27 protein-coding genes are annotated in these 22391 nt (G+C 72.6%); 9 read left to right on the forward strand and 18 right to left on the reverse strand.

Features of this window, described 5'->3' with window-relative positions:
- Positions 1 to 8 precede the first annotated feature (8 nt).
- Positions 9 to 611, reverse strand: coding sequence for a cytochrome b (locus AC3WLN_RS19185; protein WP_492483923.1), 603 nt, complete (start codon positions 609 to 611; stop codon positions 9 to 11).
- A 34-nt stretch (positions 612 to 645) separates the two neighbouring features.
- Complete coding sequence (locus tag AC3WLN_RS19190; RefSeq protein ID WP_492483925.1) at positions 646 to 1263, reverse strand: YceI family protein; 618 nt, start codon at positions 1261 to 1263, stop codon at positions 646 to 648.
- Positions 1264 to 1361: 98 nt separating this feature from the next.
- Between AC3WLN_RS19190 and AC3WLN_RS19195 the strand changes: the two genes are divergently transcribed.
- The 5 genes from AC3WLN_RS19195 to AC3WLN_RS19215 all read left to right on the forward strand — a co-directional run bounded on the left by AC3WLN_RS19195 (position 1362) and on the right by AC3WLN_RS19215 (position 4926).
- Positions 1362 to 2369, forward strand: coding sequence for a LysR family transcriptional regulator (locus AC3WLN_RS19195; protein WP_492483927.1), 1008 nt, complete (start codon positions 1362 to 1364; stop codon positions 2367 to 2369).
- 61 nt (positions 2370 to 2430) lie between these two features.
- Positions 2431 to 3474, forward strand: coding sequence for a YihY/virulence factor BrkB family protein (locus tag AC3WLN_RS19200; RefSeq protein WP_492483929.1), 1044 nt, complete (start codon positions 2431 to 2433; stop codon positions 3472 to 3474).
- A gap of 151 nt (positions 3475 to 3625) precedes the next feature.
- Entirely contained in the window at positions 3626 to 4078 is a 453-nt protein-coding gene (locus AC3WLN_RS19205) for an RNA polymerase sigma factor region1.1 domain-containing protein (protein ID WP_492483931.1), read from the forward strand.
- Between the two features lie 24 nt (positions 4079 to 4102).
- Entirely contained in the window at positions 4103 to 4360 is a 258-nt protein-coding gene (locus AC3WLN_RS19210; protein WP_492483935.1) for a hypothetical protein, read from the forward strand.
- A complete protein-coding gene (locus AC3WLN_RS19215; protein ID WP_492483937.1) occupies positions 4357 to 4926 on the forward strand; it encodes an NUDIX domain-containing protein in 570 nt (189 codons plus the stop codon). The genes AC3WLN_RS19210 and AC3WLN_RS19215 overlap by 4 nt, the downstream gene beginning before the upstream one ends.
- A gap of 10 nt (positions 4927 to 4936) precedes the next feature.
- Here AC3WLN_RS19215 and fabI read toward each other — a convergent pair whose 3' ends face one another.
- From fabI to fabA, 3 genes are all read right to left on the reverse strand, one after another.
- A complete protein-coding gene (gene fabI, locus AC3WLN_RS19220; protein WP_492483939.1) occupies positions 4937 to 5770 on the reverse strand; it encodes an enoyl-ACP reductase FabI in 834 nt (277 codons plus the stop codon).
- A 433-nt stretch (positions 5771 to 6203) separates the two neighbouring features.
- The gene (gene fabB / locus AC3WLN_RS19225) at positions 6204 to 7430 is read right to left on the reverse strand and encodes a beta-ketoacyl-ACP synthase I (RefSeq protein WP_492483941.1); all 1227 of its coding nucleotides are present in this window, start codon (positions 7428 to 7430) and stop codon (positions 6204 to 6206) included.
- 131 nt (positions 7431 to 7561) lie between these two features.
- The gene (gene fabA, locus AC3WLN_RS19230) at positions 7562 to 8143 is read right to left on the reverse strand and encodes a 3-hydroxyacyl-[acyl-carrier-protein] dehydratase FabA (RefSeq protein WP_463773253.1); all 582 of its coding nucleotides are present in this window, start codon (positions 8141 to 8143) and stop codon (positions 7562 to 7564) included.
- Positions 8144 to 8538: 395 nt separating this feature from the next.
- On the opposite strand from fabA, the gene irr reads away from it, so the two are divergent.
- Entirely contained in the window at positions 8539 to 9048 is a 510-nt protein-coding gene (irr, locus tag AC3WLN_RS19235) for a Fur family transcriptional regulator Irr (protein WP_492483943.1), read from the forward strand.
- A gap of 224 nt (positions 9049 to 9272) precedes the next feature.
- Positions 9273 to 9857: a histidine phosphatase family protein gene (locus tag AC3WLN_RS19240; protein WP_463773257.1), complete on the forward strand. Its 585-nt coding sequence runs from the start codon at positions 9273 to 9275 to the stop codon at positions 9855 to 9857.
- A gap of 8 nt (positions 9858 to 9865) precedes the next feature.
- Here the strand turns inward: AC3WLN_RS19240 and AC3WLN_RS19245 are convergent, their stop codons facing one another.
- The 8 genes from AC3WLN_RS19245 to AC3WLN_RS19280 all read right to left on the reverse strand — a co-directional run bounded on the left by AC3WLN_RS19245 (position 9866) and on the right by AC3WLN_RS19280 (position 19003).
- Positions 9866 to 10579: a hypothetical protein gene (locus tag AC3WLN_RS19245; RefSeq protein ID WP_492483964.1), complete on the reverse strand. Its 714-nt coding sequence runs from the start codon at positions 10577 to 10579 to the stop codon at positions 9866 to 9868.
- Positions 10580 to 10714: 135 nt separating this feature from the next.
- Positions 10715 to 11719: a nickel/cobalt transporter gene (locus AC3WLN_RS19250; RefSeq protein WP_492483945.1), complete on the reverse strand. Its 1005-nt coding sequence runs from the start codon at positions 11717 to 11719 to the stop codon at positions 10715 to 10717.
- Positions 11710 to 12387 carry a DUF1007 family protein gene (locus AC3WLN_RS19255; protein WP_492483947.1) on the reverse strand — a complete coding sequence of 226 codons (678 nt, stop codon included), beginning with the start codon at positions 12385 to 12387 and terminating at the stop codon, positions 11710 to 11712. The genes AC3WLN_RS19250 and AC3WLN_RS19255 overlap by 10 nt, the downstream gene beginning before the upstream one ends.
- Before the next feature lie 141 nt (positions 12388 to 12528).
- Positions 12529 to 12999, reverse strand: a complete 471-nt coding sequence (locus AC3WLN_RS19260) for a cytochrome c-type biogenesis protein (protein ID WP_492483949.1) — start codon at positions 12997 to 12999, stop codon at positions 12529 to 12531.
- Positions 12996 to 14996, reverse strand: a complete 2001-nt coding sequence (locus AC3WLN_RS19265; RefSeq protein WP_492483951.1) for a heme lyase CcmF/NrfE family subunit — start codon at positions 14994 to 14996, stop codon at positions 12996 to 12998. The genes AC3WLN_RS19260 and AC3WLN_RS19265 overlap by 4 nt, the downstream gene beginning before the upstream one ends.
- A gap of 61 nt (positions 14997 to 15057) precedes the next feature.
- The gene (gene ccmE / locus AC3WLN_RS19270) at positions 15058 to 15582 is read right to left on the reverse strand and encodes a cytochrome c maturation protein CcmE (RefSeq protein WP_463773277.1); all 525 of its coding nucleotides are present in this window, start codon (positions 15580 to 15582) and stop codon (positions 15058 to 15060) included.
- A gap of 181 nt (positions 15583 to 15763) precedes the next feature.
- Entirely contained in the window at positions 15764 to 17338 is a 1575-nt protein-coding gene (gene ccmI / locus AC3WLN_RS19275) for a c-type cytochrome biogenesis protein CcmI (RefSeq protein WP_492483953.1), read from the reverse strand.
- A gap of 246 nt (positions 17339 to 17584) precedes the next feature.
- Positions 17585 to 19003, reverse strand: coding sequence for a sensor histidine kinase (locus AC3WLN_RS19280; protein WP_492483955.1), 1419 nt, complete (start codon positions 19001 to 19003; stop codon positions 17585 to 17587).
- A gap of 88 nt (positions 19004 to 19091) precedes the next feature.
- Here AC3WLN_RS19280 and AC3WLN_RS19285 point away from each other — a divergent pair, with 88 nt between their 5' ends.
- Together AC3WLN_RS19285 and AC3WLN_RS19290 are read left to right on the forward strand one after the other, a co-directional pair.
- The gene (locus AC3WLN_RS19285) at positions 19092 to 19457 is read left to right on the forward strand and encodes a type II toxin-antitoxin system VapB family antitoxin (protein ID WP_492483957.1); all 366 of its coding nucleotides are present in this window, start codon (positions 19092 to 19094) and stop codon (positions 19455 to 19457) included.
- A complete protein-coding gene (locus tag AC3WLN_RS19290) occupies positions 19457 to 19858 on the forward strand; it encodes a type II toxin-antitoxin system VapC family toxin (protein ID WP_492483959.1) in 402 nt (133 codons plus the stop codon). Before AC3WLN_RS19285 ends, AC3WLN_RS19290 begins: the two co-directional genes overlap by 1 nt.
- Before the next feature lie 2 nt (positions 19859 to 19860).
- On the opposite strand, the gene AC3WLN_RS19295 is transcribed toward AC3WLN_RS19290, so the two are convergent.
- The 5 genes from AC3WLN_RS19295 to AC3WLN_RS19315 form a co-directional block, all read right to left on the reverse strand.
- On the reverse strand, positions 19861 to 20538 hold the full coding sequence (locus AC3WLN_RS19295; RefSeq protein WP_463770718.1) for a response regulator transcription factor: 678 nt from the start codon (positions 20536 to 20538) through the stop codon (positions 19861 to 19863).
- A gap of 101 nt (positions 20539 to 20639) precedes the next feature.
- On the reverse strand, positions 20640 to 21011 hold the full coding sequence (locus tag AC3WLN_RS19300) for a PepSY domain-containing protein (protein ID WP_463770716.1): 372 nt from the start codon (positions 21009 to 21011) through the stop codon (positions 20640 to 20642).
- A gap of 99 nt (positions 21012 to 21110) precedes the next feature.
- Entirely contained in the window at positions 21111 to 21320 is a 210-nt protein-coding gene (locus AC3WLN_RS19305) for a hypothetical protein (RefSeq protein ID WP_492483961.1), read from the reverse strand.
- A 10-nt stretch (positions 21321 to 21330) separates the two neighbouring features.
- On the reverse strand, positions 21331 to 21678 hold the full coding sequence (locus AC3WLN_RS19310) for a hypothetical protein (protein ID WP_492483963.1): 348 nt from the start codon (positions 21676 to 21678) through the stop codon (positions 21331 to 21333).
- 91 nt (positions 21679 to 21769) lie between these two features.
- The gene (locus AC3WLN_RS19315; protein ID WP_492483966.1) at positions 21770 to 22306 is read right to left on the reverse strand and encodes a hypothetical protein; all 537 of its coding nucleotides are present in this window, start codon (positions 22304 to 22306) and stop codon (positions 21770 to 21772) included.
- Positions 22307 to 22391 lie beyond the last annotated feature (85 nt).

A 22391-nucleotide genomic window follows, 5' to 3' on the forward strand; every position in this document is an offset into this window, starting at 1 on the left:
GGCGGGGATCATGTGCGGGATCCGGACTTGAGCGGGGCGCGGGGCAGCATCCGCCGGAGCGTGTCGTCGCGCAGCACGAGGTGGTGGCGCAGGGCGGCGCCGACATGCAGCAGCAGCAGGCCGATGAGGAACCAGGCGCCCCAGGCATGGACCTGCTTCAGCACCGCCTCCACGGCGGCCTTGTTCGCCAGGTCCGGCAGCACCGGCAGGTGCGGCCAGGGCAGGACGCCGTAGAGCACGGTCGGCAGGTTGAAGGGCGAGGCCGAGACCACGGCCCAGCCGACCAGCGGCAGGCCGAGGAGCAGCCCGTAGAGCCCGGCGTGGGCCGCGTGCGCCCCGGCCCGCTCCCGGGCCGGCAGCGTGGCGGGCAGGGGCGGCGGCCGGTGGACCAGCCGCCAGCCGAGGCGCAGCAGCGTCAGGGCGAGCACCGTCAGGCCCACCGACTTGTGCCACTGGTAGAGCTGGAACCGGCGCATCGGCGCCAGGTCCCCGTGCGTCATGACGAGGCCGATCGCGATCAGCCCCAGCACCGCCAGCGCGCTGAGCCAGTGCAGCGCGATGGCGACGCGGGTGTAGCGCGGCGGGGGCGCGGCGCGGACGGTCCCGATCATGACGCTCTCCCTCGGGCGGGGTGGACGGCGCGCCTTATTCCTTGCGCTCGAAGGCACCCGCGATGGTGAGGTGCAGGTCGTCGCCGATCAGCGGCACGTAGGTCTTCACGCCGAACTCGGAGCGCTTGAGCGTGCCGGTGGCCTCGAAGCCCACGGTGACCTTCTTGTTGAGCGGGTTCACGCCGGCGCCCACGAGGGTGACGGTGAGCGTCACCGGCTTCGTCACGCCGTGCAGGGTCAGGTCTCCGGTGACCTTCGCCTTGTCCTTGCCCTCGGGCGTCACCTTCGTGGAGACGAAGGTCATCTCGGGGAATTTGCCCGCGTCGAGCCACTGCTCGCCCTTGAGTTCGCTGGTCAGCTTCTCGCTGGTCGTCGTCACCGAGGCCACCGGGATCTTGATGGACAGCTTGGAGGCGGCGGGGGTCTTGGGCTGCAGCTCCAGGGTGCCCGAGACGTCCGAGAAGCCGCCGGAATAATTCGAGAAGCCCATATGCGAGACGGTCCAACCCACCTGGGTGTGGCCGGCATCGACCGCGTAGGTGCCGGCCTGGATCTGGGCCGGGTCGCGGGTCGGCGGGGTCTGGGCGAGGGCCGGCGCGGCGAGCGCGAGGGCGAGGGTCAGACTGACGAGGGAGGGGGAGAGACGGATCACGGGGTTCGCTCCGAGAATGGGGGCGCCAGCGGCGCCCGGTCGGTGGAGCGCCAATAGGCCGCTTCCCGCGGGTGCGATAGCGCGCTAATCGGGGACACATGGTTGCGCATCTGGAAACCTTCGCCGGAAACCTCGACGACGTCCGGGCCTTCTGCGCGGTGGTCGACCTCGGCAGCATGACCCAGGCCGGGGCCTTCCTGCGCGAGACCAAGGGCAGCGTCAGCCGGCGTGTCGCCCGCCTGGAGGCGGTGCTGAAGGTGACCCTGCTCGCCCGCACCCCGCGGGCGGTCTCGCCCACCGCCGAGGGTTTGGCCTTCCATGCCCGGGCCCTGGAGAGCCTCGCCCTCCTCGACGAGGCCCTGCAGACGGCTCGGGGCGCCCGCACCCAGCCGCGCGGGCACCTGCGGGTGACGGCCTCGATCGATTTCGGGGTCGAGGTGCTGCCGGACCTCGTGGCGAGCTTTCGGGCGCGGTACCCGCAGATCACCCTCGAGCTTCTCATCACCGACAGCCGCCTCGATCTCGCCGCCAACCGGGTCGACCTGGCTCTCCGCCTCGGCGGCGGCGACCATCCCGACAGCGGCTACACCGCCCCGATCCTGGCCGACCTGACGATCGGCCTCTTCGCGGCCCCGGCCTACCTGGCGCAGCGCCCGGGCCCGACCGACATCGCCGAATTGGCGGCACACGACGTGGTGCTGGCCCGCGAGCGCCTCGGCGCCACGCAGATCCTCGTCTCGGACGTCGCGGGGCGGGAGGCCGGGATCACCCTGCGCCCCGCCGTGCGCGCCACCGACTTCGCCACGGTCCTGCGCCTGACCCTGGCCGGGGCCGGGATCGGCCATATCCCGAGCCTCGTCGCCGCCAAGTCCCTGGACCGGGGCGACCTCGTGCGCATCCTGCCAGACTGGGCGAGCCGCGGCGCGACCCTGCGCGCCGTCACCCTCGCGGGCCGCGAGCTTCCCGCGCGGGTGCGTCTGTTCCGCGAGCACATCCGCAGCGAGATGGCCCGGAGGGCGGCGATCTGCACGGTGACCGGGCTCGATCGTCCCACGCCTGTGCCGGCATCGGTGGCGACCTATAACGAGCGTTCGGGCAGAGTGTGATCCCGGGGGCGAATCCCTCGCGGCGACGTTCCGGCGACGAGCGGTCCGGCAGGGTCTCGGCATGGTGCGAGAAGAGCAGGAGGGTCAGGACTGGCGCTCGGTGAGCACCCGCGCCCTGAACCCGGAGGAACTGGCGGAGGCGCGCGAGCGCGCGCACGAGCCCGGCCGCGGCCGGCGTGCCACCGACCCCGTCGACATCCCCAGAGACGGGTGGCGGGACATCCTGTGGCGGGTGTTCTGGGCGATGCCGCAGGACCGGGTGCTGACGACGGCCGGGGGCGTCGCGTTCTTCGCCCTGCTGGCGGTGTTCCCCGGCCTCGTCGCGGTGGTCTCGATCTACGGGCTGTTCTCGGACCCCCACGTCATCAGCCAGCACGTGAGCCTGCTCGCGGACATCCTGCCGCCGGGCGCCCTCCAGCTGTTCTCCGACCAGCTGGTGCGGATCGCGCAGCGCAGCACGGGGTCCCTCAGCACCACCTCGGGCCTCAGCCTGCTGATCGCCCTGTGGAGCGCCAATTCCGGGGTGAGCGCGCTCTTCGACGCCCTCAATGTGATCTACAAGGAGCGCGAGAAGCGCACCCTGATCCGCTTCTACGCCACCACCTTCCTGTTCACGATCACCAGCGTGGTGTTCTTCCTCGTCTCCACCGGCGCGGTGGTGCTGCTGCCGACGATCCTCGACCGGCTCGGCTTCGTGGCCGCCACCGATACCGTCCTGCAGATCGTGCGCTGGCCGGCCCTGCTCGGCGTCGTCACCCTCAGCCTGTCGCTGATCTACCGCTACGGCCCGAGCCGGAACCGGGCGAAGTGGCGCTGGGTGACCTGGGGGAGCAGCCTCGCGGCGCTGTTCTGGGTCGGCGCCTCGGGGGTGTTCTCCTGGTACGTGGCGAGCTTCGACAGCTACAACCGCATCTACGGCTCGCTGGGCGCCGGCATCGGCTTCATGACCTGGATGTGGCTGTCCATCGTCATCGTGCTGGTGGGCGCCGAGATCAACTCGGAGATGGAGCGCCAGACCGCCTGCGACAGCACCGAGGGCCGGCCGAAGCCTCTGGGCGTGCGCCGGGCCTTCGCCGCCGACAGCGTGGGCCCGAGCCAGGAGTGAGCGGACGGGGGCCGGGCGGCGCCCGGGGAGCCCGGGAACAGCGCGGAGGCCCCACGGGTTTCCCGATTGCAGAGCGTCGGGAGTGGCGAATGGCCGGATCAGAACACGCACGACCCTCCGGACCGGGCGGCGCCGCGCTGGCGCCGCGTCCGTGGTGAACGCCGCCCCGGCCGTCGCGCAGCGGGACCTCGACCAGCTGATCGCCCTCGGGCGGCAGAAGGGCGAGCTCTCGCCGGCCGACCTTCAGGCGGTCCTGCCGATCCACGGCATGAGCGCCGAGGCGATCGCCCAGGTGGTCCTGGACCTCGACGCCGCCGGCATTCCGGTTGAGCTGGAGGACCTGCTCCCCGGGCGGGCCCACCCCGACGGACTCGCGCCGTTACCCCTCGCCCCCGCGCCCGGACTGCCCTCCCTCGAGGGAGCGTCCGAGCCGCCGCGCCCGATCACGCCGCCGTCCCGGGCGGCCGGACCGGTCGCCGCCGGCGGAACTCCGTCCTCCGCGGCTCCGCCCGTCGAGGGGCGGCGGGTCAGGGCGGCGGTGCTGGTGGCGGGTCTGATCGTGCTGGTGCTGCTGGGCGCCGTCCTGATCGTCCTCGGACACTGAAGACGCCGGGCGCGGGAGGCCGACATGGACAGCCAGACCGCCATCGCGGAGGCGATCGTCGCCGACCCGACGCGCCGGGCCGAGGTCAGCGAGGACGGCCTGACCGTCGAGGCCGGCGAACCGGGCTTCCTCGGGCTCGGCGGCCGGATCAACCGCGACGATCTCATCACGGTGATCGAGGGCGCCCTGGCGGGCGGCCCCGACGGTCGCCGCCACCCCGACACTTGCCTTCGGCGCGAGCCGAAACGCGCGCCCGCGCGAGAAAGACCGTCCCTGCGATGAAAGCCGAGATCCTCAGCCTGCGCACCCTGCACGAGGGCTGGAGCCGCTTCTCCCTCGCCCGGGTCCGCCTCGCCGACGGCAGCGAAGCCGAGCGCGAGATCGAGGACCACGGCGACTCGGTGGGGGTGCTGCCCTACGATCCCGCCCGCCGGGTCGCGACCCTGGTGCGCGAGCTGCGCGTGCCCGCCCTCTACGCGGCCGGCGAGCAGAGCCAGCTCGAAGCCCCGGCCGGCCTGATCGATGCGGGCACGCCGGAGGAGAATGCGCGGCGGGAGGTGCTGGAGGAGACGGGCCTGCGCCTCGGCGACCTCGACTTCGTCGGCGCCACCTATTCCTGCGGCGGCATCTCGACGGAGCGGATCCACCTGTACCTGGCCGCCTACGCCGCGGCCGACCGGGTCGAGGGCGGCGGGGGCGCGGACGGCGAGCACGAGAACATCCGGGTCGTCGAGATGCCGCTGGCCGACCTCGCCCGGATGGCCGAGCGCTGCGAATTCACCGATCTGAAGACCCTGACCCTGGTCCTCGCCCTGCGCGCCCGCCGGCCCGAGCTGTTCGAGGACTGAGCTTTTCGCCTCAGACCGCGTCGCCGATGACGCCCGCCTCGTCCTGGGCCTGCAGCACGTCGGGGCGGGGCATCGAGATGATGTTGTAGCCGGAATCGACGAAGTGGATCTCGCCGGTGACGCCGCCCGACAGGTCGGAGAGCAGGTACATCGCCGAGCCCCCGACCTCCTCCTGGGTCACGGTCCGGCGCAAGGGGGCGTGGGCCTTCTGGTGGTTGAACATCAGGCGGGCATCGGCGATGCCGGCGCCGGCCAGGGTCCGCATCGGCCCGGCCGAGAGGGCGTTGACCCGGATGCCGTCCGGGCCGAGATCGCCGGCGAGGTAGCGCACGGAGGCCTCGAGCGCCGCCTTGGCGACGCCCATGACGTTGTAGTTCGGCATGATCCGGGTGGAGCCGCCATAGGTCAGCGTCAGGAGCGAGCCGCCGCGGGGCATCCGCTTGGCCGCGCGCTGCGCGATCTCGGTGAAGGAGAAGCAGGAGATCGTCATCGTCCGCGAGAAGTTCTCGCGGGTGGTGACGTCGACGTAGCGGCCCTTGAGCTGTCCCTTGTCGGAGAAGCCGATGGCGTGGACGACGAAGTCGAGGCCCTTGGGGAAGCGCGCGTCCAGGGCGGTGAACAGGGCATCGACGCTGGCGATGTCCTCGACGTCGCAGGGCAGCACGATGTCCGAGCCGACGGAGGCCGCCAGCGGCGTCACCCGGCGCCCCAGCGCCTCGCCCTGGTAGGTGAAGGCCAGTTCGGCCCCGTGCCGGTGCAGGACCTTGGCGATGCCCCAGGCGATCGAGTGATCGTTGGCGACCCCCATGATCAGGCCGCGCTTTCCCGCCATCAATCCCGTCATGCAACTTCCCCCGGACGCGGACCCTGGGCCCCTCGGGCCCGTCATCGTTGGCGGGAGGCTTAGCCCGGCGCTCGTGGCCCTGTCCAATCCCAGTGCGGTCCGGCCCCGACAGGACGGGAGGGGCTTGCGAAACGCGAAGGCCCCGTGCGGGCGGGAGCCGGGACGGGGCCTGGGATCGGGATAGGGTCTCGCGCCGCGTCGTTCGGCCGGGGCTAGAAGTAGCCGTCCGTGTCGCAGTTGGCGCGGTCGATCATGACCTGCCTGATGTAGACGGCCGTGGTTCCGGCAATGGCGAGGCCGCCGACCGTTCCGAGGGTGAACCACAACATGGCGATGCCTTCCAGCAATCCATAGAAACAATGAACCGCGGAAGGCCTCTCCAGTTCCTTAACGAGCCGGGCGGCCGGTTGAGGCCGGCCCGGATCGGTCGCCCTCAGGCGTCGACGTGCTTGAGGACGAGCGTCGCGTTGGTGCCGCCGAAGCCGAAGGAGTTCGAGACGACGTGGCCGAGCTTGGCCCCGTCACGGCGCTGGCGCAGGATCGGCATGTCGGCGAAGGCCGGGTCGATCTCGTCGATATGCGCGCTCTCGCAGATGAAGTCGTTGTTCATCATCAGGAGCGAATAGATCGCCTCCTGCACGCCCGTCGCGCCCATCGAGTGGCCCGTCAGCGATTTCGTGGCCGAGATGGGCGGGCAGGCATCGCCGCGTCCGAAGACTTCGCGGATCGCCTCGATCTCCTTGTCGTCGCCGACCGGCGTCGAGGTGGCGTGCGGGTTGATGTAGTCGATCCTGGCGCCCTTCAGGCCCTCGATCGCCTGGCGCATGCAGCGCACCGCGCCCTCGCCGGAGGGGGCGACCATGTCGTGCCCGTCCGAGGTGGCGCCGTAGCCGGCGATCTCGCCGTAGATCGTCGCGCCGCGGGCCTTGGCGTGCTCGTATTCCTCGAGCACCAGCACGCCGGCGCCGCCCGCGATGACGAAGCCGTCGCGGTTGGCGTCGTAGGCGCGCGAGGCCCGGGCCGGGGTGTCGTTGTACTTCGAGGACATGGCGCCCATGGCGTCGAACAGCACCGACAGGGTCCAGTCGAGGTCCTCGCAGCCGCCCGCGAAGATGATGTCCTGCCGGCCGCCCTGGATGACCTCGGCGGCGTTGCCGATGCAGTGGTTCGACGTCGCGCAGGCGGACGAGATCGAGTAGTTCACGCCCTTGATCTTGAACCAGGTCGCCAGGGTCGCCGAGGCGGTGGAGCACATGGCTTTGGGCACCGCGAAGGGGCCGACGCGCTTGGGGCCCTTGTCCACCGCGATGGCGGCGGATTCGACGATGACCTTCGTGGACGGGCCGCCCGAGCCCATGATGATGCCGGTCCGGTCGTTGGAGACGTCCGACGCCTCCAGCCCGGCATTCCGGATCGCCTGGTCCATGGCGACGTGGTTCCAGGCGGTGCCTCCGCCGTGGAAGCGCATGGCGCGCCGGTCGACGACGCCCTCCGGATCGAGGGTGGGACGGCCCTCGACCTGGCTGCGGAAGCCGTGCTCCGCGTAGGAGGCCGAGCGCCCGATGCCGGACTTGGCCTCGCGCAGGGAGGCGAGGACTTCCTCGGTGTTGTTGCCGATGGATGAGACGATGCCCATCCCGGTGATCACGACACGCCGCATGGACACGATGCTCTCCGCCGCCGGGGCTTGCTCTTCGCGGTGCTTCTTCTCGAGACGGCACCTTCGCGTGGGTCTCAGGTAGGACGTGGACGTCCCGATCTCAACTGCGCCGGGCCGACCCGACCCGGCCTTCAGCCGCCCGCGGCGTCGGCCTGCGCCTGGAACAGCGCGACGCGCAGGTCCTTGGCCTCGTAGATCCGGGTGCCGTCGGCCTCCAGCCAGCCGTCGGCGATGCCGAGCACCAGCTTGCCGAGGCGCACGCGCTTGATGTCGATGCCGTACACGACCTTGGTCACCGTGGGTAGGACCTGGTCGGTGAACTTGACCTCGCCGACGCCCAGCGCTCGGCCGCGACCGGGGGCCCCGAGCCAGCCGAGATGGAAGCCGACGAGCTGCCAGAGGGCATCGAGGCCGAGGCAGCCGGGCATCACCGGATCGTTCTTGAAGTGGCAGCCGAAGAACCAGAGGTCCGGCCGGATGTCGAACTCGGCGAGCACGTGGCCCTTGCCGTGGGCGCCGCCCTCGGACCCGATCGAGACGATGCGGTCGAACATCAGCATCGGCGGCAGCGGCAGCTGCGCGTTCCCGGCACCGAACAGTTCGCCACGGCCGCAGGCGAGCAGTTCCTCGTAGGAATAGTGCGAGGCCCGCTGAGGCGCGGCGGTCGCCGGGGCGGTGCCCGACGGAGCGTTCGGATCGGAAGCGGAAGACATGATGAGCGGATCGGTCCTCAAGGATGGGTCCGGGGCGGGAAAGGCCCCCTCGGCATCGCGCCGTCATCCCCGGAGCCGGACCGGCACGGGCCGATCCGGCCGGCGACGCGGCGTGAAATCGGCGCTTCGTTAACACAGGGCCTGTGCGCCTCAAAGCTGCCCGCCGGCTCCGGACGTCCCAATCCGCGGCCGCCGGCCCGTTGGACGCCTTGCGGCGACACCTGTCGAGCCCTACTGGGGGGCGCCCTGTCCGGGCGGTGCCCCGGCCCAGCCGGCAAGACCGCCGCGCCTGCGGTTCGGCAGCCCCGCGCGGGGCTCGGGTTGCGATGCGGCGGCGGGTTCCGTATACATGTCGCTCAGCCTCCAGTTTTCCGCGTGGGATGTTTGTCCGCCCGATGTCGAACCTTCTGCCCCTGCAGGCCGTGCTGAACGCGCGGGCCTCCGTTCCCGGCGGCGACACGGCCGCCGGCCGTCGCGGTTGCCCGCTGTCGGATCTGCGTGACCGCCTGCGCCGGGCGGGCCTGCGTCCGACCCGCCAGCGCCTGTCCCTGGGCTGGCTGCTGTTCGGCCGCGGAGACCGCCACCTCACGGCGGAGATGCTCTACGACGAGGCGATGCGCGCCAAGGTTCCGGTGTCGCTGGCCACCGTCTACAACACGCTGCACCAGTTCACCGAGGCCGGCCTGCTGCGCCAGCTCGCCCTCGACGGCTCGAAGGCCTATTTCGACACCAACCCGAGCGAGCACCACCACTTCTTCCTCGAGGACGAGGGCCAGGTGATGGACATGCCCGATTGCGGGATCACCGTGGATTCCCTGCCCGACGCTCCCGAGGGCATGGAGATCGCCGGCGTCGAGGTGATCGTCCGCCTGCGCCGTCGCGTCCCGCTCGCCCGCAAGGCCTGACCCGCGAGGCCCACCCCGTCGCCGCGCCCGCGCGCGGGATCCATCGAGGCCCGGGCAACCGGGCCTTTTTCTTTGCGCGGGCCCCCTTCGCCCTGCCGTGGCAGCCGTGATCCTCGCCGCGAGGTTCTCGCCGAGGCGCGGTGCTCCGCCGCGCGGCGCAACGATGGGCCGCCCGGCGGGGTTGTCGCCGGCACCGCCGATCCATCCATCGAAACCGGACCCGTATGGCCCCCTCCCGCATCGTCTGCGTCCGCCACGGCGAATCGACCTTCAATGCCGCCCATCGCCTCACCGGGCAGGACCCGGGCCATGTCGATGCCCGGCTGACCGAGCGGGGGCAGGGGCAGGTCCGGGCGGCGCGGGCCGCCTTGCACGACATCCCCTTCGATCTCGTGGTGACCTCGCCCCTGACCCGGGCGATCCAGACCACCAAGGGCATCTTCGGCGACCATCCGAGCCGGCCGCGCATCCTCGTGGAGGTCCTGCACCGGGAATGCCAGGAGAGCAGCTGCGACGTCGGCCGGGCCGCCTCCGTGCTGGCCGCCGAGTTTCCCGACGTCGATGTGGGCCACCTGCCGGAGATCTGGTGGCACGCGGAGGGCGAGGCCGATGCCCGCGGCATCCATATCGAGCCGCGCACCCTCTTCGATGCCCGCGTCCTCGGCTTTCGCGACTGGCTCGCGGCCCGGCCCGAGCGCAGCATCGCGGTCGTCGGCCATGGCACCTTCTTCTATCACCTGACCGGGGTCTGGCTCGACAACTGCCAGACCGTGAGCTTCGACCCGAGCGCGGCGCCCGTACCGGTCTGATCCGGGCGTCAGGCCGGCACGGCTCGCGCGGCGTCCAGGCGTCGCTGAACCAGGGCGACGTCGAGGGGCTCCGCCCGGCGCCCGATCGCCAGGGCCTCGTCGAGGATCGCCACGGCGCTCGCCCAGGTCTCCGACACGAAGGGCGCGGCGCCCTCGGCGACCTCGGCCGCGCAGCGCGCATCCGCGAAGGCCTTCGCGGCGGCGGTGGCGGCCCGGGCGACCGCCGCCGCGCGGGCGCCCTGGGTCCAGGCCCCGCGCCGCGACGCCTCCTGCGCCCGCGCCCCGCCCTGCCAGGCGGCCGCCCGCGCCGCCGCCAGCGCCTCTTCCGCATCGGCGGCCTCCGCGCAGGCGGCGGCGAGGCTGGGCAGGCCCGCCCGGTCGAGGAGCGGGGGCAGGATGCGCCGGACGCTCGCCCGGGCGAGGAAGGCGATGCGCTGCGCCTCCACGGCCGGCGCGTCGGCCGAGCCGGAGAGGCGCAGCACGAAGGCCATCAGGCGCGGCCGCTCGGCATCCGGCATGGCGTCGTTCAGGCCGAGGGCGTAGGCGGACAGGGGCGGCGAGAAGCAGGGCGGGCAATCGGCCGAGGCGCGGATCGCCCGGTAGGGCAGTCCGGCGGCCACGATCGCCGCCTCGTTGATGCAGGTGCCGCCGTCCGGGCCGGGGAATTCGTGCGAGCCCGCCAGGAGTCGCCAGTTCAGGATATGGGCGAAATCCGCAGTCATTAAGTCCGCCGCCATGCCTGCTGCCATGTCCGCGCTCTCTCGTCCCTCGGACGTCGAGACTGCCACGGCGCGGCGGGGTTGGCGAGGGCAGGCTTGGCGAGGGCAGGCTTGGCGAGCGCGCGCCGGCGCCGTCCGTCAGCCGCCGAGATCGCCGGCGAGCCCGGCCAGCATGGCGAGGCCGAGCACCAGCACGAAGGCGCCGGCGAGGAGTTCGAGGCCGCCGACCGCGAGCGCCCCGGCCCGCCCGCGCCCGCCCGCGAGGCGCAGGGCGAAGGCCTTGGCGAAGACCGCGAGGCTCGCCAGGGTGCCGGTGGTCAGGGCCGTGCCGAGGGCCATGGCGAGGGTCGCGGCGATGCCGGCCGCCAGCAGGCCCTGCGAGGCCGAGAAGACCAGGATCAGCACCGCCCCGGCGCAGGGGCGCGTGCCCGCGGCCAGCACCACGCCGGCTCGCTCGCGCCACGAATCGAGCCGGGCGATGGCCGCCGCATCGGTGAGGTGGACATGCCCGCAGCCGGGGGCGCAGGCGGGGTCGCTGCCGCCCGCCAGCCGCCCGGCCTTGCGCCAGGTGACGGCGAGGCCGAGGAGGGCCACCAGGGCGAAGCTCGCCGTCTCGATCACGGTGCCGGCGCGGGTCATGCCCGCGGCGGTGGCGCCGAGGACCAGGGTCCCGACCCCCACCAGGGCGATGGCCACCAGCGCCTGGAGCAGGGCGGCGGCGAAGCTCAGGCTGAAGCCACGGGTCAGGGCGCGCTCGCCGGCGACGATGTAGCCGGCGATCACCGCCTTGCCGTGGCCCGGCCCGGCGGCGTGGAACACCCCGTAGGCGAAGCCGAGGAGCATCATCGGCCCCCAGGCGCCCTCGGCTTTCAGGGATCGGACCGCGGCCTGGAGGCTGCGGGAAAAGCTCGCCTGCAGGGCGAGGATTCGGCCCCCGAGACCGGTGGCGGCGGGGGCGGCCTCGCGGAATCCGATGCCGAAGGGCGAGCGCGCCGGCGGGGCGGCGACGCCCGGGCTCACCAGCCAGGCGAGGCCGGCGACGATCAGGGTCGCGAGGGCGACGGCCGCCAGGGCGAGGAGCACCTGCCGGGCGAGGCGGGAGCGCCCGTCCGTCCGCGCGGCGAGGGCGGCGCCTAGGGACACGCGACGATGATCCGGTTGGCGAACTGGACGCCGTAGTTCGAGGCAGAGGTCAGGGCCTCGAAGAACGCCTCCGACATGCCGGGCTTGGCATCGGCGGTCTTGGTATCGGGCGTCTCGGATTTCGGGCGCGTCAGGGTGGCGGCGCATCCGGCCGGTGCCCCGGCGAGGCGGGCCACGTCCGCCCCCTCCGCGAGGCTGAAGGCGACGAAGAAGGTCGGGTCGTAGACCTCCAGGGCCGTCACGCCCCGGCCCTGGGCCACGGGTGCCTTCAGGGGCAGCAGGAAGCTCAGGGTCAGCTTGTCGCCCTCCATCGCCATGCGCGGCTCGACGGGGTCGGCGAAGGCCTGCTCCTTGCCGCCGACCTTCATCTTCGTGAAGTAGCCGAATTCGGCGAGGTTGGCGGTGTTCTCGGCGGCGAGGCCGGCGAGCTCGTCCGGCGTCAGCGTGCCGTCCTTGTTCGCGTCGAGCCCCTGCGTGACGAAGGCCGAGTAGGAGGCGTCGAAGGTCCAGGCATGGCGGACGCCGGTGACGCGCCCGCCCTCGCCATAGGCGATCTCGGCCTTGGTCGTCACCCAGACATGGGGATGGGCCTGCGCCGGAGACGCGGCGAGGGCTGCGAGGGCGGCCCCGAACAGGGCGGCGATGCGGGAGAGCGAGGCGGTCGGCATGGCACGGGACGCTCGCGAGTCAGGGTAAAGACTTCGTAAAGCTGCGCCGGCCGCGTGATCCGTCGCCACGGACCGATCTCCCGCCTCACTGGGGCGAAAGCGAGGCATCGGCGCGCGGGCGTGGCCTCTCTGCCGGTGGGGTCAGTCCCGCCGGGTCAGGGCGGCGATCTCGGCGCGCTCCTCGGGGCTGAGGCCCGCGGCGGCGGCAGGCGGGCGGCGGCGGGACAGGCGCCAGAGCCCGAACAGGCCCAGGCCGATGACCGCCACCGGCGTCAGCCAGAGGAGCAGGGTGTGCAGGGCGAAGACCGGGCGCAGGAGCACGTACTCGCCGTAGCGCCCGACCACGTAGGCCTGCACCTGCCTGTCGTCGTCCCCGGCGGTGAGGCGCTCGCGCACGATCAGGCGCAGGTCGCGGGCGAGGGGGGCATCGGAATCGTCGATGGACTGGTTCTGGCAGACGAGGCAGCGCAGGCCCGACGAGATGTCGCGCGCCCGCGCCTCGAGGGCCGGGTCCTTCAGCACCTCGTCCGGCTGAACCGCCAGGGCGCCGCCGGCGGAGGCGAGCGTCAGCCCGAGCGCCAGGGCGAGGCGCGAAAGCCGAGGGCGGCTCATTCGGCGGCGGCCATGCCGGGCGGGACGGGCTTGGCCCGTGCCCGCGCCGGGGCCCCGACCCGCATGCGCCGGTCGGTGAGCGACACGGCGCCGCCGAGCGCCATCACCACGGCGCCGAGCCAGATCAGCAGCACGAGGGGCTTGTAGTAGAGCCGCAGGCCGATGGCGCCTTCCGGCAGGACCTCGCCGAGGCTGGCATAGACCTGGCTCGCCCCGATGGTCAGCAGGCCGGATTCGGTCACCGTCATCTTGCGGCTCGGGTAGAAGCGCTTGCCGGTCTCCACGGTGCCGACGAAGTCGCCGCCGGCGTTGCGGATGGTCAGGAAGGCGGTGGTCTCGGCGTAGTTCTCGCCGGTGCGCGGGCCGACCCGGTCGAGAGTCGCCACGTAGGGGCCGGAGGCGAGGGATTCGCCGGGCTTCAGGGTCTTCAGCCCCTCCGTCGCCCAGCCCTGGGCGGCGATGCCGAGCACGACGACGCCGACGCCCGCATGGGCCATCGCGGTGCCCCAGGCCGAGCGCGGCAGGCCGGCGGCCCGGCGCCAGATCGCGGCGCCCCGGGCGCGGTTGCCGCCGTAGCCGCGGGCGCGGGACACGATCTCCATCACCGAGCCGATGACGAGGTAGGCGCCGAGGCCGATGCCGACGGGGGCCATCGTCGGGCCGCCCCAGTCCAGGGCCATCACGGCGAGGCCCACCACCAGGGCGGCGGCCAGGGCCGCGAACAGGCGCTGCGTCGCCGCATGCACGTCGCCGCGCTTCCAGGCCAGGGTCTGGCCGAAGGGCACGATCAGCAGCAGCGGGATCGCCAGGGGCACGAAGGTGTAGTTGAAGAAGGGCGGGCCGACCGAGATCTTCTCGGCGGTCAGCATCTCCAGCAGCAGCGGGTAGAGCGTGCCCACGAAGACCGTGGCGCAGCCGGCGGCGAGGAACAGGTTGTTCATCACCAGCGCCCCCTCGCGGGAGATCGGCGCGAAGATGCCGCCCTGGCGCAGCATCGGCGCCCGCCAGGCGAACAGGGTCAGCGAGCCGCCGATGAACAGGATCAGGATGGCGAGGATGAACACGCCGCGGGTCGGGTCGGTGGCGAAGGTGTGGACGGAGGTCAGCACGCCCGAGCGCACGATGAAGGTGCCGAGCAGCGAGAGCGAGAAGGTCAGGATGGCGAGCAGCACCGTCCAGACCTTGAGGGCGTCGCGCTTCTCCATCACCACGGTGGAGTGGAGGAGGGCGGTGCCGGCCAGCCAGGGCATCAGCGAGGCGTTCTCGACCGGGTCCCAGAACCACCAGCCGCCCCAGCCGAGCTCGTAATAGGCCCAGTACGAGCCCATCGCGATGCCCAGCGTCAGGAAGCTCCAGGCGATCAGGGTCCAGGGCCGCACGGCCCGCGCCCAGACGGCGTCGATGCGTCCGTCGATCAGCGCCGCGATGGCGAAGGCGAAGGTGATCGAGAAGCCGACATAGCCGATGTAGAGCAGCGGCGGATGCACCGCGAGGCCGAAATCCTGCAGCAGCGGGTTGAGGTCGTTGCCCTCGGCCGGGGCCGGGCTGACCCGGGTGAACGGGTTCGAGGTCGTGATGATGAACAGCACGAACACGAAGGTGATCAGCCCCTGGACCGCCAGGGTGTTGGCCCGCAGGGTCGGCGGCACGGATTCGCGCGCCACCGCCACCAGCGCCCCGAACAGGGCGAGGATGAGGACCCAGAGCAACATCGAGCCCTCGTGGTTCCCCCAGACGCCGGAGATCTTGTAGAGGAAGGGCTTCGCCGTATGCGAGTTCTGAATCACGTTCAGGACCGAGAAGTCGGACGTGACGTGGGCATAGGTCAGCGCCCCGAACGAGAACAGGATGCAGGCGAAGGCGCCCAGCGCCGCCGGGGTCGCCACGGCGCGCAGGGCCTGGTCGCCCGAGCGGGCGGCCCAGACCGGCATCACCGCCTGGACCAGGGACAGGGCGAGCGCCAGGGCGAGCGCGAAATGGCCGACCTCGATCAGCAAGGCGGGGTGTCCTTCCGGGGGAGGATGGGCCGGCGGGAAGCCGGCCGGCGGAGGGGGAACGTCATCGCTCGCTGCGCCGGCCGAGGGTCTTGTCCTCGACCGCCGTCCGGGTCTCGGAACCGGCGGCCGCGGCGGGCTTGTCGATCATGCCCTTGCCCTCCTGCCAGCGCCCCTGCGCCTTGAGGGCATCGGCGACCTCGCGCGGCATGTAGGATTCATCGTGCTTGGCGAGCACGGTGTCGGCCCGGAAGATCCCGCCGGGCAGGAGCGTACCCTCGGCGACCACGCCCTGGCCCTCGCGGAACAGGTCGGGCAGCAGGCCGCGGTACTGGACCGCGATGGTGGCGTTGGTGTCGGTCACCGAGAAGTCGACGGTCTGGTCCGGACCGCGCTGGAGCGAGCCGTCCTTGACGAGGCCGCCGAGGCGGAAGCGGGTGCCCGGCGCCACGCTCTGGGCGGCCACCTCGGTGGGCGAGCGGAAGAACACGATCGACCCGCTCATGGCCGACAGGATCAGGCCGAGCGCCAGGGCCAGCACGGCGCCGCAGGCGGCGATCAGGATCAGGCGACGGCTCTTGCGGGTCACGTGGGCAGGATCCCGGTTGGTGGCTCGGAGGGCGGGGCGGGTCGCATCCTGCGCCGGCCCCCCGGCGGGGCGCGATCCCCGGCGGGCAACATCGTGTCCTCCGGTGTCGACCGGGGCGCCATCCGGGTCAAGGCCCGGGGCCGGGACCGATTGTCAGGGGCCGCGGCTTCTCGTCAGGGTTTCAGGGCTTCGCCGCGGCGGTGCCCGGCTTCGCGCCGGGCTGGAGGCTCAGCTCGCGCGACAATTCGCCGAGCCGTTCCATGGCCTCCGCATCCGGGCTCAGGGCCATGCGGGCCCGGTCGAGGGCCTGCAGCGCGCGCTCGCGCTCGCCCAGCACGCTGTAGGAGCGGATGAGGCGCAGCCAGTCGTCGACGCTGCCGCCCTTGGCCGCCAGCCGCCGGTCGAGCCCAGCCACCATGCCGCGGATGGCCGCGTCGCGCTCGGCCGCCGGCATCGCCTTCACGGCCGCGACGGCGGCCTCGGTGCCGGCCCGGGCCGCGTCGTCCGACCCCGCACCGGCCGCCGGTGCGGCGGGCGGGAGCGCAGCGGATGGGGGTGCCGGCGCAGCGGTCGCCGGACCTGCGGGAGCCGGAGCGCCCGGGGCCGGGCCGGCCGCCGCCAGGCCCGCCTCGGCGGCGATCGCATCCAGGCGGGGCTTCGCCTCCGGATCGTCGGCCAGGGCCTTGCGCGCCCGTTCCAGGGCGTCCTTCGCCTTGTCGCGCTCCTGCAGCACGCCGTAGGAGCGCACCAGGCGCAGCCAATCCTCCAGGCTACCGCCCCGGTCGGCGAGGCGCTTGTCGAGGCTGTCGACCATGGCCCGGATGGCGCCGTCGCGGCTCGCCGGCGGCAGGGCCTGGAGGGCGGCCGCGGCGCCGGCCTCGGGCGCCGCGAGCCGTCCCGGTGCGCTCTCGCCCTTGAGGCGCCCGAGGGTCTCGCGGACCAGGGGAAGCCAGGGCGCATCGGCGGGGGCGGCATCGGCCATGGCCTGTAGCCGCCGGACCGCCTGGGGGATGTCGCCGTCGAGTTCGGCGGCCCGCGCCAGGTAGAATTGCGGCTTGGCCACCTGTCCGTCGAGATCGACGGCGCGCTGGAAGATGCCCTTGGCCTGGGGCGTGACCGCGCCGTTGGCCGCCGCCACCAGGGCCTCGCCCCAGTCGGACAGGCGCTGCGGCGTCTCGCCGAGGAGGCGGGTGGCCGCCTCGTAGGCATGGGCGGCGTCGTCGAAGCGGCCCATCCGCATGTAGACCGGGGCGAGCACCGACCAGCCGCGCCCGTCGGTGGGATCGGCGGCGAGGCGCGCCTCGATCTGCCCGATGGCCTTGAGGAGATCCTGGTCGCCGCTCTGGACCGCCGCCCGCTCGGCCTGGCCCTGCGCCGGCATGTGCGGCGAGCCGTAGAGGCCGTAGGCGATGAGGGCGACGAGCGGGATGGTCGAGAGGGCGAAGGCCGAGGCCGCCCGGCGCTGGCGCAGGGCCGGCTCGGCGATGTCCTGGGCGGCGGGGACGCCGGCCCGGTTGGCGCGCAGCAGGCGGCGGGCCGCCTCGGTGCGTGCGGCCTCCGCCTCGGGGGCCGCGATCAGGCCACGGGCCTCGTCGCGCTCGATCTCGCGCAGCTGGTCCTCGTAGAAGCCGGTCTCGGTGGCGAGGCCGCCGGCCTCCGGCGCGGCGGCGGGATTGGCCCGGCGCGACATCGGCCAGAGCAGGGCGAACACCGCTGCGCCGGTCATGAACGCCAATATGAACCAAAGTGCCGTCATCACGCCCCGAACGCTGCCCCGCTTGCATGTAGACGCGGGTCTTCGCCAGCACGATGCAGGCCTCGGGCGACACGGTGTCACGCGCAGCACGTCGGGGGAAGGTGCAACCGGTGAGCCGTCCGCCCGAAGCCTCCCGCCCGAAGCCTCACGGAGGGCGGGAAAACCGTCCGGCGCGCAACCCGCCCGCGGGTCGGGACGTCCCGCCAAGCCGACTCCCGCGCGGGGGGGGGGGGCGCGGGGGCAAGGTCAGTGCGTCGCCACCCCGGCCGGCGCATCGCCCGGCACCTCGATCACCGCCCGCAGGCCGCCCAGGGTCGCCTCCTCCAGGCGGAATCGGCCGCGGTAGAGGGTGGCGAGATCGGCCACGATCGACAGGCCGAGCCCCGAGCCCGGCTTGGTCTCGTCGAGGCGGCGGCCGCGCCCGAGCACCTCCGCCCGGTCCTCCGGGGCGAGGCCCGGGCCGTCGTCCTCGATCGCCACGAGAAGGTGGGGATAATCGTTCTTGCCCACCGCCTCGGCCCGGATCGCCACCCGGCCGTGGGCCCATTTCGAGGCGTTGTCGACGAGGTTGCCGATCATCTCCTCGAAGTCCTGGCGCTCGCCCCGGAAGCGCAGGCCGGCCGGCACGTGGACCTCGTAGGCGATGTCCTTGTCGCGGTAGATCTTGCCGAAGGTGCGCACGAGGCCGGCCAGCGCCGGCTCCACCTCCGTGGAGGTGCCCAGCGTGCCGGCGAGCGCCGCCGCCCGGGCGCGGTCGAGGTGATAGTTCACCTGGTCGCGCATCACCGCGGCCTGCTCGCGGATCTTGGCGGCGAGGTCCTCGGGCGCGTCGGCGGCGCCGACCTCGTTGACGATGATCGAGAGCGGCGTCTTCAGGGCGTGGGCGAGGTTGCCGACCTGGGTCCGCGCCCGCTCCAGGATCTCCCGGTTGGTCTCGATGAGCAGGTTCACCTCGCCGGCCAGGGGGGCGATGTCGCGCGGGTATTCGCCGGTGATGCGGTCCGATTCGCCCCGCCGGATGGCGCCGAGCGCGTTCCGCAGCTTGGCCAGCGGCGCGAGGCCGAAGCGGATCTGCAGCAGGGTGGTGAGCGCCAGCGAGAGGCCGAGCAGGCCGAAGGTGACCATCAGCGAGAAGCGGAAGCGGTCGACGTCGTTCTCGATCTCGTCGGCGGGGCCGGCGACCCGCACGGTGTAGCGGCCCTCCTCGCCGAGATCGACGTCGCGCTCGATGATGCGCAGGCGGCGCTCGTCCTGGGCCCGGCCGTAGCCCTGGCGGATCTGGCCGATACCCGCCTTGCTGTCGGGGGTGGCGGCGGCCTTCAGCGGCACGCCCACCAGGGAGCGCGAGGTGCGCAGGTCGCGGGGCTTCGCGTCGGGCCGCCCGATCTGCCAGTACCAGCCCGACAGGGGCAGGTCGAAGCGCGGGTCGCTCAGGGTGAAGGAGCGGCTCTCCGGATCGTTGGGCGAGACGAGGTCGGTGGCGAGGTTGTTGGCATAGACCAGCAGGCGGCTGTCGAAGGCCCGCTCGGTGTTCTCGCGGTACAGCGTGGTGAGGATCCAGGCGGCGATGAGGAGGATCGCGGAACTCGCCAGCAGCGCCGAGGTGGCGAGGCGCACGGCGATCGAGCGCCGGCGCATGGGCAACCAGGAGGGGGAGGGAATCATGCGGCGTCCGTCGTCAATGTGGGATCATCCTCGCCACGCGCCCGGCAGCGCGCCGGATTGATGTAGACAGGGTGATGACGTTATGTACATGTCCGAGGCCGCCTCGCGTGCACCGATGCCGACGCGCATGGCGAATGCAACGCCAAAACGCCTTGGATTCAGTGTCCGTGATCCGAGGATCCTGGAATGCGCGGAGAGAGGCGACGAATCGACCATGGCACTTCACATCCGCGACCCCGAAGCCGACCGGCTTGTGCGCATGCTCGCCGAGCGAAAGGGGATCGCTCTCACCGACGCCATCAAGCTTGCTGTCGGCAACGAATTGCGACGCGATGCCGAAAAGCTCAGCCTGCGTGAGCGGATTCGGCCGATACAGGAGCGTATCGCTTCCTATCCACCGACCGGCCTCGAAGCCGACAAGGCTTTCTACGACGAAATCAGTGGTGATGCCTGATGTTTGTCGACGCCTCGGCTCTGGTGGCGATCCTAGCGTCCGAGGTCGGCAGCGACGACCTTCTCGATCGCCTGGACGCCGCCTCCGACCGGTTCACCTCTGCGATCGCGGTCTATGAAGCCGTGCTGGCGCTTTGCCGAAAGCGACAAACGTCCGCCGATGTCGTGCAGGCCGATTTGATGGCCTTCCTGGATGCCGCCGGTATCCGCCTGATGGCGATCCCGCCAGAGGCAGGTACACAGGCGATCGCGGCCTTCGCCCGGTATGGCAAGGGAACGGGGCACCCGGCCCAACTCAACATGGGCGATTGCTTCGCCTATGCGATGGCCAAGATCCATGCCGCCCCGTTGCTCTTCAAAGGCGACGACTTCGCGCGGACCGATCTGGCTGGAACCTGCTGAGATCACCCCCGCGCCACCGGCTGGTTCGGGTCGACGAGGTAGCCCAGCCCGCGCACGGTCTGGATCAGGTCGACGGCGAGCTTCTTGCGCAGGCGGCCCACGAAGACCTCGATGGTGTTGGAATCGCGGTCGAAATCCTGGTCGTAGAGGTGCTCGGTCAGCTCGGCCCGCGAGACCACCCGGCCGGTATGGTGCATCAGGTAGGAGAGCAGGCGGTACTCGTGGCTCGTCAGCTTGACGGGGTTGCCGTCCACGAAGACCCGGCCGGAGCGGGTGTCGAGCACCACCGGGCCGCAGGCGATCTGGCTGGTGGCGTGGCCGGCCGCGCGCCGCAGCAGGGCCCGCACCCGGGCCATCAGCTCCTCCATGTGGAAGGGCTTGGTGACGTAGTCGTCCGCCCCCGCATCGAAGCCATCGACCTTGTCGGACCAGCGGTCCCGGGCCGTGAGGATGATGACCGGGGTCTTGATGCCGGCCCGGCGCCACTTCTGCAGCACGCTGACGCCGTCGGTCTTCGGCAGGCCCATGTCGAGGATGATCGCGTCGTAGGGCTCGTTCTCGCCGAGATAGCCGCCCTCCTCGCCGTCGAAGGCCTTGTCGGCGACGTAGCCGGCCTCCTCGAGGGCGTTCACCACCTGCCGGTTGATGTCCCGGTCATCCTCCACGACGAGCAACCGCACGGTCCCGAACTCCTACGATGATGGCCCGACCCGCGGGCCGGCGCGGCGCGCACGTTAGACGTCTCCGCGCCGGCGCGAAACGGCCTCCGGCCGAAAGCCCTTCACGGTCCGCTGACCTGCCCGGTGGTGGCGTCGACCACGACGTGGACGAACTGCCCGTCCCGGCGCAGGGCGGTGAGCAGGTAGACGAGGGTCTCGTCGTTCCGGCACAGGCGCGCCCGCTGGATCTCGGCCCGGGGAATCACCTGGCGGGCGGCGCGGATGGCGGCCACCGGGGCGATCACCCGCTTGTCGGCCACGGCCTCGCGCAGGTCCGCCGGGCTGAGGCAGGTCTCGCTGCGCGGGATGGCGGCGAGCGGGGCGGCGATTGCCCCGGTGCCCGCCGTCGTCTCCTCCGCGTACGTGTCGATCGAGCCCGTCGCGAAGCCCGCGACGGTCAGTCCGATCAACAGCAGGGCGAGGAGGATGCGCATGGTCTGACGTTTAGGGACGAGGCACTGAATGTGCCCTGAATGCGGAGCCAAGCCCAACCTCGGCCATTCGGTTCCCGCAGGGCCCGCGCGGCGCGGCGCTCAGGCCGGTCCGGCGTCCCGGGCGGCGAGGCGCGCCAGGGTCGCGCGCAGCATCGTGCCCACGAGGGCGTGGCCATCGACGTGGTCGAGGGCGGCCCGCCGCAGGGCGGCCGACGAGCGCTCGAAGTGCAGCCGGGCGCTGCGCAGCCGCAGGGCCGCGGTCCGGCGGCGGTCGCGGCGCCGGTGCAGCAGGTGGGCGATGCGGTCCATGGCACTCTCCTCAGGGGCGTGGCCGGGTCTCGGCGAGCCGGCGCAGGATGTCGTCCAGCCGCTCGCGCAGGCGCTCGTCGTTGCGCTCGACGCTGCGGGCGATCTCGGCCGCCACCCGCGACAGGTCCTCCAGCACGCGGGTCCGGCTCTCCAGGGCGGCGGCGACGGCCGCGTTGGACTGTGAGGCCCGCTCCAGGGCGGTCGCGGTGGCGCCGGTGTCGCCCAGGCGCGCCTCCTGGGCGCGCATCGCCTCCCGGTGCAGGTGGAAGCAGGCGAGCCCGAGGAGGACGGAGACGATCCAGCCGGCGCCCTCCTGCGACACCAGCAGGTGCGCGGCCTCGAGGGCGATCTTGTCCAAGGCAGCCTCCCTTCCGCAGGTCGAGGGGTCCGGCCGAACCCTGAGCGGGGACCCGGCCGGAATTCGGGTGGTGGCGCGCCGGGCCGGGCCTTCAGGGGCGGCGACCGGCCCGCGCGGCCCGCGCCGCCCGGAGGGCCGGCGCCAGGGTGTTGGCCACCGTCGCCTCCTCGGCCAGGGGCAGGCTGCGGAACACCTTCTCGCCGAGGCCGTCGACCCCGCCGGCGGCGCGGATGAGCCAGCCCGGCGCCGCGTCGAGCCCGCGCTGGACCGCGCCCGCGATCACCAGCGAGCCCACCGGGACCGTCAGGGTCCGGCCGCGGGCCGCGCCGGCGACCGCGTTGACCGCGTAGTCGCCGGCATTGCGCACGAGGCGCTCCACCAGGCTGTCCGTGACGAGGACGCGCAGGGGGCCGGCGATCCGCGCCAGGGCCGCCGTCAGGGCCGTCACCGCCAGGGGCACCAGGAGGCTCCCGAGGCCCTGGATCGCCGCCGCCAGGGCATCGCCCCAGGGGAGCGTGACGTCCGCGGTCGCCGCCGCGGCGGGCCCGATCGCGATCCAGGGGAGGGCGCAGCCGCCGGCGAGGGCGGCGGCGCAGCGGGCGTGGGGTCGGATCATCGCGGGCTCCATCGTGGGGATGTCGAAGGGGAGGGTGAGGCGGGCGCTCAGCCGCCGCGCAGGCGGGCGCGGAGCGCCGACCACAGGCGGGCCAGGG

This window comes from Methylobacterium sp. FW306-05-D (assembly GCF_058782155.1).

Coding starts and splice junctions, on each gene's coding strand:
- ccmI (WP_492483953.1), bottom strand. CDS start 17,338: ATGACGGCACTTTGGTTCATATTGGCGTTCATGACCGGCGCAGCGGTG.
- AC3WLN_RS19305 (WP_492483961.1), bottom strand. CDS start 21,320: ATGGACCGCATCGCCCACCTGCTGCACCGGCGCCGCGACCGCCGCCGG.
- AC3WLN_RS19195 (WP_492483927.1), top strand. CDS start 1,362: ATGGTTGCGCATCTGGAAACCTTCGCCGGAAACCTCGACGACGTCCGG.
- fabI (WP_492483939.1), bottom strand. CDS start 5,770: ATGACGGGATTGATGGCGGGAAAGCGCGGCCTGATCATGGGGGTCGCC.
- AC3WLN_RS19290 (WP_492483959.1), top strand. CDS start 19,457: ATGTTTGTCGACGCCTCGGCTCTGGTGGCGATCCTAGCGTCCGAGGTC.
- AC3WLN_RS19255 (WP_492483947.1), bottom strand. CDS start 12,387: ATGCCGACCGCCTCGCTCTCCCGCATCGCCGCCCTGTTCGGGGCCGCC.
- AC3WLN_RS19200 (WP_492483929.1), top strand. CDS start 2,431: ATGGTGCGAGAAGAGCAGGAGGGTCAGGACTGGCGCTCGGTGAGCACC.
- AC3WLN_RS19210 (WP_492483935.1), top strand. CDS start 4,103: ATGGACAGCCAGACCGCCATCGCGGAGGCGATCGTCGCCGACCCGACG.
- AC3WLN_RS19315 (WP_492483966.1), bottom strand. CDS start 22,306: ATGGAGCCCGCGATGATCCGACCCCACGCCCGCTGCGCCGCCGCCCTC.
- AC3WLN_RS19185 (WP_492483923.1), bottom strand. CDS start 611: ATGATCGGGACCGTCCGCGCCGCGCCCCCGCCGCGCTACACCCGCGTC.
- AC3WLN_RS19300 (WP_463770716.1), bottom strand. CDS start 21,011: ATGCGCATCCTCCTCGCCCTGCTGTTGATCGGACTGACCGTCGCGGGC.
- AC3WLN_RS19285 (WP_492483957.1), top strand. CDS start 19,092: ATGTCCGAGGCCGCCTCGCGTGCACCGATGCCGACGCGCATGGCGAAT.
- AC3WLN_RS19280 (WP_492483955.1), bottom strand. CDS start 19,003: ATGATTCCCTCCCCCTCCTGGTTGCCCATGCGCCGGCGCTCGATCGCC.
- fabA (WP_463773253.1), bottom strand. CDS start 8,143: ATGTCTTCCGCTTCCGATCCGAACGCTCCGTCGGGCACCGCCCCGGCG.
- AC3WLN_RS19245 (WP_492483964.1), bottom strand. CDS start 10,579: ATGACTGCGGATTTCGCCCATATCCTGAACTGGCGACTCCTGGCGGGC.
- AC3WLN_RS19215 (WP_492483937.1), top strand. CDS start 4,357: ATGAAAGCCGAGATCCTCAGCCTGCGCACCCTGCACGAGGGCTGGAGC.
- AC3WLN_RS19260 (WP_492483949.1), bottom strand. CDS start 12,999: ATGAGCCGCCCTCGGCTTTCGCGCCTCGCCCTGGCGCTCGGGCTGACG.
- AC3WLN_RS19240 (WP_463773257.1), top strand. CDS start 9,273: ATGGCCCCCTCCCGCATCGTCTGCGTCCGCCACGGCGAATCGACCTTC.
- irr (WP_492483943.1), top strand. CDS start 8,539: ATGTCGAACCTTCTGCCCCTGCAGGCCGTGCTGAACGCGCGGGCCTCC.
- fabB (WP_492483941.1), bottom strand. CDS start 7,430: ATGCGGCGTGTCGTGATCACCGGGATGGGCATCGTCTCATCCATCGGC.